An 8,684-nucleotide genomic window follows, 5' to 3' on the forward strand; every position below is an offset into this window, starting at 1 on the left:
CGAACATTGCAGAAATTCGTCTCCGTCCACACCTCGGTCAGCAACCATTTCAACTCGGAGCGCAGCTTCTACTCCCGAGCAAACTACAAGAAGAATCGCGCCGCTGCTCTCGCAGAGTGGCGCGGTCTCTGCGCGGTATAAGGGACAGCCATCCTGCCCTTGCGTGAACTGGGTCGAATGCGTCTGCCCGCACCCAGCTGATTGGTCGGACATCACGACTCCGGCCTTGCAATGCGGTGCGTCTTGTTCGTAATGTGGTACATATGCAGTCGGCGCGGCGGTATCCGGCCGACGCTGGTCGCGTGCAGCGCGCCCATTGGGCCGAGGGAGGGGCCGTGATGCCGGGACCGAAGACAGTCCTGATATTGGACGACCACGCAGGCTATTATGCCGAGAAGCTGGGCGCGGCCTGTCCGGGCTATCGTTTCGTCCCGACGACGGATGCCGATACGGCGTTGAAGCACGCCGGCGAGGCAGAGGTTCTCCTGGGCCTTGCACCGTTCATTCCGGAGCGGCTCGTCGCGGCGATGCCCCGGCTGGAATGGCTGGCGGCGCTGACGACCGGCGTCGACAACCTGTTGACGATGAAGGCGCTGGGGCCGGAGGTGGCCCTGACCAATTGCAGCGGGATGCACGGGCCGCAGATGTCCGAGCTGGCGATCCTGCTGATGCTTTCGCTGCAGCGGCAGTTCCCGCGGATGCTGGACAACCAGAACAGCGCGCGGTGGGAGAAGTGGCCGCAGCCGATCCTGCCGGGCAAGACCGTCTGCATCCTCGGGCTGGGGTCCATCGCCGAGGCCCTCGCAGAGCGTTGCAATGCCTTCGGGATGCGGGTGACCGGTGTCTCGGACGGGCGCAGCGAAGTGCCGGGCTTCGCGCGGGTATTCCGGCGGGCGGAGATGAAACAGGCGGCCGGCGAGGCGGATTTCCTCGTTGTGCTGGTGCCCTATTCGAAAGAAACGCACCACATCGTGGGCGAGGCGGTGCTGGCGGCGATGAAGCCGTCGGCCTACCTCGTCAACATCGCGCGCGGCGGCTGCGTCGACGAGGCGGCCCTGCTCCGGGCGCTGGAGGGGCAGGGGATCGCGGGCGCGGGGCTCGACGTGTTCGCGACCGAGCCGTTGCCCCCCGAGGACCCGCTGTGGCGGGCGCCCAACTGCATCATCACCCCGCATGTCGGCGGCTTGTCCGCCACCTACCACGAACAGGCGCTCCCGATCCTGGTCGAGAAGTTCAACGCATACGCGCGGGGCGGGGCGGCCGCGCTGGACACGATCCCGCACGGAGGAAACGCATGACCCATTCGCCGATCACCGATGCCGAGATGGAACGCCGCTGGACCGTGGCGCGCGGCGTCATGGAGGAGCTGGGGCTCGACGTTCTGGTGATGCAGGCGCGCGAGGACTGGATGGGCGGGTACGTGCGCTGGTTCACCGACATCCCGGCCGGCAACGGCTATCCGCGCACGGTGCTGTTCTATCGCGACGCGCCGATGACGGTGGTGGAGATGGGGGCGTTCGGAACCGACCGCATGCTCGACGGCGACCCGGTGCATCGCGGCGTGGGCCGGATGCTGGGCACGCCGTCCTTCGTGTCGATCGACTACACGATCCCCTATGACACGGACCTGGCATTGCAGGATCTGGCCGAGAAGGGTGCCGCGCGGGCCGGCCTGCTGGCGCCCGGCGCGCTGCCCCATTCGCTGATGCGCGGGCTGGAGGAGGCCGGGCTCGATCTGGTGGACGCGACCGGCGCGCTGGACGCGGTCAAGGCCGTGAAAAGCGAGGAAGAACGCAAGCTGATCGCCGAGATCGCGTTGTTGCAGGACAAGGTGTTCGCCGAGGTCTGCGATTTCATCCGTCCCGGCCTGACCGACCGCGACGTGGCCGCCCATGCCGAGGCCGTTGGCCGGCGGCTGGGCAGCGACCAGGGCATCTTCCTGGGGATGTCGGCCGAGCTTGGGAGCCCGTCGCGTTTCATGGGGCGGCATTTCCAGACGCGCGAATTGCAGGCCGGCGATCACATGTCGCTGCTCACCGAGATCAACGGGCCCGGTGGCCTCTACCTCGAAATCGCGCGGACAATGGTGCTGGGCAAGGCCGACGACTTCTTGCTGGAGGCGTTCGCCAACGTGAAGGCGGCACAGGATCATACGCTGTCGCTGATGAAGCCCGGCGCGCAGCCGGCCGAGATCGCCGCGGCGCACGACGCCTGGATGCAGGCGCGCGGGCTGCCGCCCGAGACCCGGCTCTACGCCCACGGGCAGGGCTGCGAGATGGTCGAGCGGCCGCTGATCCGCCGCGACGAGACAATGCCGATCGCCGAGAACATGCATTTCGCGGTGCATCCCGGCTACGACGACGGGCGGGTCTTTGCGGTCATCTGCGACAACTACCTGATCGGCCCGGACGGGCCCGGGGAATGCCTGCACAAGACGGAAAAGAGGATCTTCGAGACCTGACGGTCGCGTGGGAACGCGGTCCGCGAAGGGAGGATAGCATGAGACCAAGACTTACGGCCGGGCTGACCGGTCTTGCGATGGCGCTGGCGGTCCCGGCGGTCGCAGCTTATGGCCGCGCTGCTGGAGCGGGACGGGCATTTGCCCGTGACCTCGGTTCCGAGCGGGCACAGCCACATCTCCATCGTGCAGCATATCGGGACGGAGGACGAGTCGCTAGGCCAGGACATGCTGGAATTCATCCGCTACGTCGCGCTGTTCCCGCCCGAATGATGGGCCGTTCGAGATTCTGATTGACCGCAATACGGTTCATATGCATCAATAGACGGGACAGGTGAGCCGGGCGGACCCGCCCCGGCCACCGCGGAACAACCGGCAGACAGGCCGCGCCCAGGGAGGAACAAGATGGTCACGATCCGCGGAATCGAATTCCAGGGAAACACCGACAACGAGATGGGGCTGGAGTTCTACAACCTCAGCCACCGCTTCGGGTTCCAGAACCCGAACTGGCCGTATTTCGAGGATACGAAGATCGAGCGTATCCATTACATGGCCAAGTCCGGCGTGCTTTCGCAGCGCATCACCACGACGATGCACGCGACCACCCATATTGATGCGCCGGCCCATGTCGTTCAGGGCACGCCGTTCATCGACGAGGTGCCGCTGCCGCATTTCTTCGGCACCGGGATCGTCGTGTCGCTGCCCAAGAAGAAGTGGGAGTTCATCACCGGCGACGACCTCGAGAATGCCTGCGGCCACGCGATCCGCCCCGGCGACGTGCTGATCGTCAACACCGGCTGGCACCACCAGTACGAGGATGGCGACTATTTCGCCTACTGCCCGGGCTTCGTGCCGTCGGCGGGCGAGTGGATGGTCGAGAAGGGCATTAAGGTCGTGGGTCACGACACCCAGGCCAACGACCACCCGCTGGCCACCGCCATCGGGCCGCAGCGCAACGGCCCGCTGCTGCCGCATCTGGCCGACGAGTACAAGGAATGGTCCGGCGGCAATGACTGGGCCGACGACTATCCGGACTGGGAGCCGGTGCACAACATCCTGTTCAAGAACGGCATTCTCGGGATCGAGAACGTCGGCGGCGACCTGGACGCGGTGACCGGCAAGCGCTGCACCTTCGCCTTCTTCCCGTGGAACTGGGATCGCGGCGACGGCTGCATCATCCGGCTGGTCGCCATGATCGACAAGGGCCAGGGCTATCGCATCGAGGCCGGCGAAGCGTTCTGAGGCGGGCGGTGGGCAGATGGCCCACCCGACGCCAGCGGGGCGGGCCGTTCGTCCGCTCCCGCCGACAGACGCGACGCGATCCAAGGGAGGGGAGAGCGCATGCTGATCAAACGATTCGAGGACGCGCAGTCCTACGATGCCCCCAATCACTGGGGCGTCCACGGGCTGCGGCTGCAGGGCTTCGAGGAGGGCGGGCCGACCAACCAGTGGGTCGCGTTTTCGCAATTCCTGCCGGGCGGCGGGGCCGGCCCGGACAGCACCTCGTTCGAGAAGGTCTATGTCGTGCTGGACGGCGAGATGACCATCGAATGGGACGGACGGACCGAGGTGCTGCGCGCGATGGACAGCTGCACGATCCCGCCGGGACAGGAGCGCCGCATCGAGAACAAGTCGAACCACGTCTGCAAGATGCTGGTCGTCATGCCCTATCCGCCGGAGAAATGAGATGGATCTGACCAACCCGCTTTCGATGTTCGACGTGAAGGGCAAGGTGGCGCTGATCACCGGCGCGTCCGGCGCCTTCGGCATGGTCGCGGCCCGGGTGCTGGCCGGGGCCGGCTGCAAGCTGGTGCTGGTGGCCGGGAACGCCGCCGCGCTGGGCGAGATCGCCGAGGAATGCCGCGGGATCGGCGCCGAGGTGGCCGAGGTGAACGGCCGCCCGACCACGCCCGAGATCTGCGAGGGCATGGTGGCGAAGGCGGTCGAGGCGTTCGGGTCGCTGGACATCCTCGTGGTGGCCAGCGGCATGAACAAGGTCGCCAAGATCGACGAGATGGACCCCGAGACCTTCGACGCGGTGCAGGACGCGAATGTCCGGCAAAGCTGGCTGATGGCGCGCGCCGCGACGGTGCGAATGAAGGACCAGGGCACCGGCGGCAAGATCGTGCTGGTGTCCTCGGCGCGCGGGCTTCTCGGCCACCCGGCGGGCTATACCGCCTATTGCGCGTCGAAGGCCGCCGTCGACGGGATCACCAAGGCGCTGGGCTGCGAGCTTGGCCCCACCGGTATCACCGTCAACGCCATCGCGCCGACGGTCTTCCGCTCGCCGCTGACGCAATGGATGTTCGAGGACGACGACAACGCCAAGCAGGTCCGCGCCGGCTTCCTCGCCCGCGTGCCCAAGGGGCGGCTGGGCGAGCCGGAGGATCTGGCCGGGCCGCTGCTGTTCCTCGCGTCGAAGGCGTCCGATTTCTACACCGGGCATATCCTTTATGCCGACGGTGGCTACACCGCCGGGTGACGCGATGAAGAACCGGCAGACAGCGGTGATCGGCGCGGGGCTCATGGGCCACGGCATCGCGCTGACGCTGGCGCGGGCGGGGCAGTATGTCTGCCTGACCGACCCGGTGCCCGAGGCGCTGGCCAGCGCGCCGGATCGCATCGGCGAAAGTATGAAAGTGCTGGGTTGCGACGCAAAAGAGATCGCAAAAGCGCTGAAAAAGATCGAATTGTGCAATTCGGTATCGGCGGCGGTGAAGACGTCGGCCTTCGTTTTCGAGGCGGCGCCGGAGAAGCTGCCGCTGAAGCAGTCGATCTTCGCCGAGGTCGAGGCGCATGCGCCCGACGACGCGATCCTCGCCTCCAACACCTCGGTCATCCAGATCACGAAGATCATGGGCGGGCTGACCGGCCGTCACCGCGCGCTCGGCACCCATTGGTGGAACCCGCCGCACATGATCCCGCTGGTGGAAGTCATCCGGACGGACTGGACCGACGATGCCAGCATGGACGCCATGGTCGCCCTGCTCGCCGATGCCGGCAAGACGCCCGTGCGGGTGGAAAAGGACGTGCCGGGCTTCATCGGCAACCGGCTGCAACACGCGCTTTGGCGCGAGGCGATCAGCCTTGTCGAGAACGGGATCTGCGACGCCGAAAGCGTGGACACCGTCATCAAGTCCTGCTTCGGCCGCCGCCTGCCGGTGCTGGGCCCCTTGGAAAACGCCGACCTCGTGGGCACCGACCTGACGCTGGACATTCACGAAAACGTGCTGGCCGACCTGGAAAGCCGCAAGGGCCCGTCGCCGTACCTCGAACGGCTGGTGAAGGACGGCAAGCTGGGAATGAAGACCGGCGAAGGGTTCCGCAAGTGGACGCCGGAGGAGGCGGACGCGGTGCGCGCGCGGGTCGGCCGGTTCCTGGGGAAGCTCGACACGATACTCGACTGAACGGGCGGCCGGCCCGCGAACCGGCCTTCAAGGAAGGGAGGACTTGAAGATGAAACTGATCACCAACCGCCGCCGGCTGCTGACCGGCCTCGCCGCCGGGGTCGCCGCCCCGGTCATCCTGCGCCACACCCGCGCCTATGCGCAGGGCCGCACCGTCCGCGTCGGCCATGTCAGCCCGCGCACCGGGCCGCTGGCCGGCTTCGCCGAGGCGGACGAGTACATCCTCGAGGGTATCCGCGCGAAGTTCGCGCAAGGCATCGAGGGGCAGGGCGGCACCTACAATATCGAGATCATCACCGCCGACAGCCAGTCGAACCCCAACCGTGCGGCCGAGGTCGCGCTGGACCTGATCCTCGGCGAGGGGGTGGACATCATCACCGCCGCCTCGACGCCGGATACGACGAACCCGGTGGCCGACCAGGCGGAGCTGAACGAGGTGCCCTGCATCACCACCGACTGTCCGTGGCAGCCGTATTTCTTCGGCCGCAACGGGGTGCCCGGGGAAGGCTTCGACTATACCTACCACTTCTTCTGGGGGTTGGAGGACGTGATCGCGGCCTTCCTCGCCATGTGGGACGGCACCGGCGTGCAGAAGACCGTGGCGGGCCTGTTCCCCAACGACGCCGACGGCAATGCCTGGGGCGATCCCGAACGGGGCCTGCCGCCGGCGCTGGCCGAGGCCGGCTACGAGCTGATCGACCCGGGCCGGTATCAGCCGATGACCGACGACTTCACCGCGCAGATCAACGCCTTCAAGGAGGCCGGCTGCGAGATCGTGACGGGCAACATGATCCCGCCCGACTTCGCGACCTTCTGGGCGCAGGCGGCGCAGCAGGGGTTCCAGCCGAAGATCGTGACCATCGGCAAGGCGCTGTTGTTCCCCTCGGTCGTGGAATCGCTGGGCGAACGCGGCGACGGGCTCTCGTCCGAGGTCTGGTGGTCGCCGCACCATCCGTTCGCATCGTCGCTGACCGGCGTGACCGCGGCGGAGCTTGCCGGCGGGTACGAGGCGGCCACGGGCCGGCCCTGGACCCAGCCCATCGGCTTCAAGCACGCGCTGTTCGAGGTGGTGGCCGACGTTGTGTCCCGCGTCGAGGACATGGACGACTACCAGTCGGTCCGGGCGGCCATTCCCGAGACCTCGCTTGATACCATCGTCGGTCCCGTCGACTGGTCGGAGGGGCCGGTCGAGAACGTCACCAAGACGCCGCTGGTCGCGGGGCAATGGCAGCGCGGCGACGACGGGCTGAGCCTGGAGATCGTGGCCAACGCCACCGCGCCGGAAATTCCGGTGACGGCGGAGATGCAGCTGCTCTGAGGAGCGGCCGGCGCCGCGGGCGGGGACCTCTCCCTCTCGCCCGCGGCCCAACACGGGGGGCGACGTGGCGGATATCCTGACACTCGACGGCGTGAAGAAGAGCTTCGGCGCGGTGACCGTGGCGGACGACCTGTCCTATGCGCTGCGCGAAGGCGAGGCGCTGGGGGTGATCGGGCCGAACGGTGCGGGCAAGACCACCATGTTCAACCTGATCACCGGGACATTGTCGGCGGATGCCGGACGGATCCGTTTCGCGGGCCGCGACGTGACGAAGACCGGCGCGGCGGCGCGCTGCCGGGCCGGCATGGCGCGGTCGTTCCAGGTGCCGCAGCCCTTCGGCGGGCTGACCGTCTTCGAGAACGCGATGATCGCGGCGACGCAGGGGGCGGACCTGTCGGGGCACGCGGCCGAGGCGTTGTGCCTCGACGTGCTGGAGGACACCGAGCTTCTGGACAAGGCGAACGTTCTGGCGGGCAAGCTGTCGCTTCTGGACCGCAAGCGGCTGGAGCTGACGCGGGCGCTCTGCGCCAAGCCGAAGCTTCTGATGCTGGACGAGATCGCGGGCGGGCTGACCGACGACGAATGCGCGTCGCTGATCGCGACGATCCGGGCGATCCATGCGGGGGGCATGTCGATCATCTGGATCGAGCACGTGGTGCATGCGCTGCTGGCCGTCGTGGAGCGGCTGATCGTGATCGATTTCGGCAAGATGATCGCGGAGGGCGAGCCGCGCGCGGTGATGGACAGCCGCGAGGTCAAGGAAATCTACCTGGGGATCGAGGCCGATGCCTGAGCCGGTGCTGTCGCTGCGGGGCCTCGACGCCTTCTACGGCGACTTCCAGGCGCTCTACGGCGTCGACATGGAGGTGGCCGAGGGCGAGGTGCTGGCGATCATCGGCGCCAACGGGGCCGGCAAGACGACGCTGATGCGGTCGGTCTCGGGCCTGCTGCGGAATGCCGGCCCGCAGGTGGTGTATCGCGGCCGCGAGATCGGGGCGCTCCGGGCCGACCAGGTGGCGGCGCTGGGGATCGCGCTGGTGCCCGAGGGGCGGCAGCTGTTCCCCTCGCTGTCGGTGGAGGAGAACCTGATCATCGGCGGGCGCGTGGGGCGGAAGGGCCCGTGGTCGCTGGAGGCCGTGTTCAGGCTGTTCCCGATCCTGGAAGAGCGGCGTTCGGTGCCGTCCACGTCGCTGTCCGGCGGGCAGCAGCAGATGGTGGCGATCGGCCGGGCGCTGATGGCGAACCCGGACCTGATCCTGTTCGACGAGATCAGCCTCGGCCTCGCGCCCGTCGTGATCAATCAGATCTACGACCAGCTGCCGGGAATCGTGGGCGAGGGGATGAGCGCGGTCATCGTGGAGCAGGACATCTCCAAGGCGCTGGCGGTGTCGGGGCGGGTCTGCTGCCTGCAGGAGGGACGGGTGTCGCTGGAAGGGCGGTCGGACGAGGTGAGCCGGGAGGCGATCAGCCATGCGTATTTCGGGAGTTGAGGGGGGTGTCC

At 67.6% G+C, this 8,684-nt stretch carries 10 protein-coding genes and 1 pseudogene; all 11 read left to right on the forward strand.

Annotated features, from left to right (window positions below; all coding sequences use genetic code 11):
* Window positions 1-141, forward strand: a pseudogene (locus P1J78_RS23215) (IS6 family transposase); the annotation flags it as partial.
* A gap of 197 nt (window positions 142-338) precedes the next feature.
* A complete protein-coding gene (locus tag P1J78_RS23220) occupies window positions 339-1,298 on the forward strand; it encodes a D-2-hydroxyacid dehydrogenase (RefSeq protein WP_275569765.1) in 960 nt (319 codons plus the stop codon).
* Window positions 1,295-2,461, forward strand: a complete 1,167-nt coding sequence (locus P1J78_RS23225) for a M24 family metallopeptidase (RefSeq protein ID WP_275569766.1) — start codon at window positions 1,295-1,297, stop codon at window positions 2,459-2,461. The genes P1J78_RS23220 and P1J78_RS23225 overlap by 4 nt, the downstream gene beginning before the upstream one ends.
* Window positions 2,462-2,569: 108 nt before the next feature.
* A complete protein-coding gene (locus P1J78_RS23230) occupies window positions 2,570-2,731 on the forward strand; it encodes a hypothetical protein (RefSeq protein ID WP_275569767.1) in 162 nt (53 codons plus the stop codon).
* A gap of 132 nt (window positions 2,732-2,863) precedes the next feature.
* The gene (locus P1J78_RS23235) at window positions 2,864-3,700 is read left to right on the forward strand and encodes a cyclase family protein (protein WP_275569768.1); all 837 of its coding nucleotides are present in this window, start codon (window positions 2,864-2,866) and stop codon (window positions 3,698-3,700) included.
* Between the two features lie 99 nt (window positions 3,701-3,799).
* Window positions 3,800-4,144, forward strand: coding sequence for a cupin domain-containing protein (locus tag P1J78_RS23240; RefSeq protein ID WP_275569769.1), 345 nt, complete (start codon window positions 3,800-3,802; stop codon window positions 4,142-4,144).
* A 1-nt stretch (window position 4,145) separates the two neighbouring features.
* Window positions 4,146-4,940, forward strand: a complete 795-nt coding sequence (locus P1J78_RS23245) for an SDR family NAD(P)-dependent oxidoreductase (protein WP_275569770.1) — start codon at window positions 4,146-4,148, stop codon at window positions 4,938-4,940.
* Between the two features lie 4 nt (window positions 4,941-4,944).
* The gene (locus P1J78_RS23250; protein WP_275569771.1) at window positions 4,945-5,865 is read left to right on the forward strand and encodes a 3-hydroxyacyl-CoA dehydrogenase family protein; all 921 of its coding nucleotides are present in this window, start codon (window positions 4,945-4,947) and stop codon (window positions 5,863-5,865) included.
* 49 nt (window positions 5,866-5,914) lie between these two features.
* Window positions 5,915-7,183 carry an ABC transporter substrate-binding protein gene (locus P1J78_RS23255; RefSeq protein ID WP_275569772.1) on the forward strand — a complete coding sequence of 423 codons (1,269 nt, stop codon included), beginning with the start codon at window positions 5,915-5,917 and terminating at the stop codon, window positions 7,181-7,183.
* A 64-nt stretch (window positions 7,184-7,247) separates the two neighbouring features.
* Complete coding sequence (locus P1J78_RS23260) at window positions 7,248-7,976, forward strand: ABC transporter ATP-binding protein (protein ID WP_275569773.1); 729 nt, start codon at window positions 7,248-7,250, stop codon at window positions 7,974-7,976.
* Window positions 7,969-8,673 (forward strand): ABC transporter ATP-binding protein, encoded by a 705-nt coding sequence (locus P1J78_RS23265; protein ID WP_275569774.1) that lies wholly within the window; start codon window positions 7,969-7,971, stop codon window positions 8,671-8,673. Before P1J78_RS23260 ends, P1J78_RS23265 begins: the two co-directional genes overlap by 8 nt.
* Window positions 8,674-8,684: the final 11 nt, after the last annotated feature.

Origin of the sequence: Psychromarinibacter sediminicola (assembly GCF_029168335.1) — a bacterium.
Taxonomy (GTDB): Bacteria; Pseudomonadota; Alphaproteobacteria; order Rhodobacterales; family Rhodobacteraceae; genus Psychromarinibacter; species Psychromarinibacter sediminicola.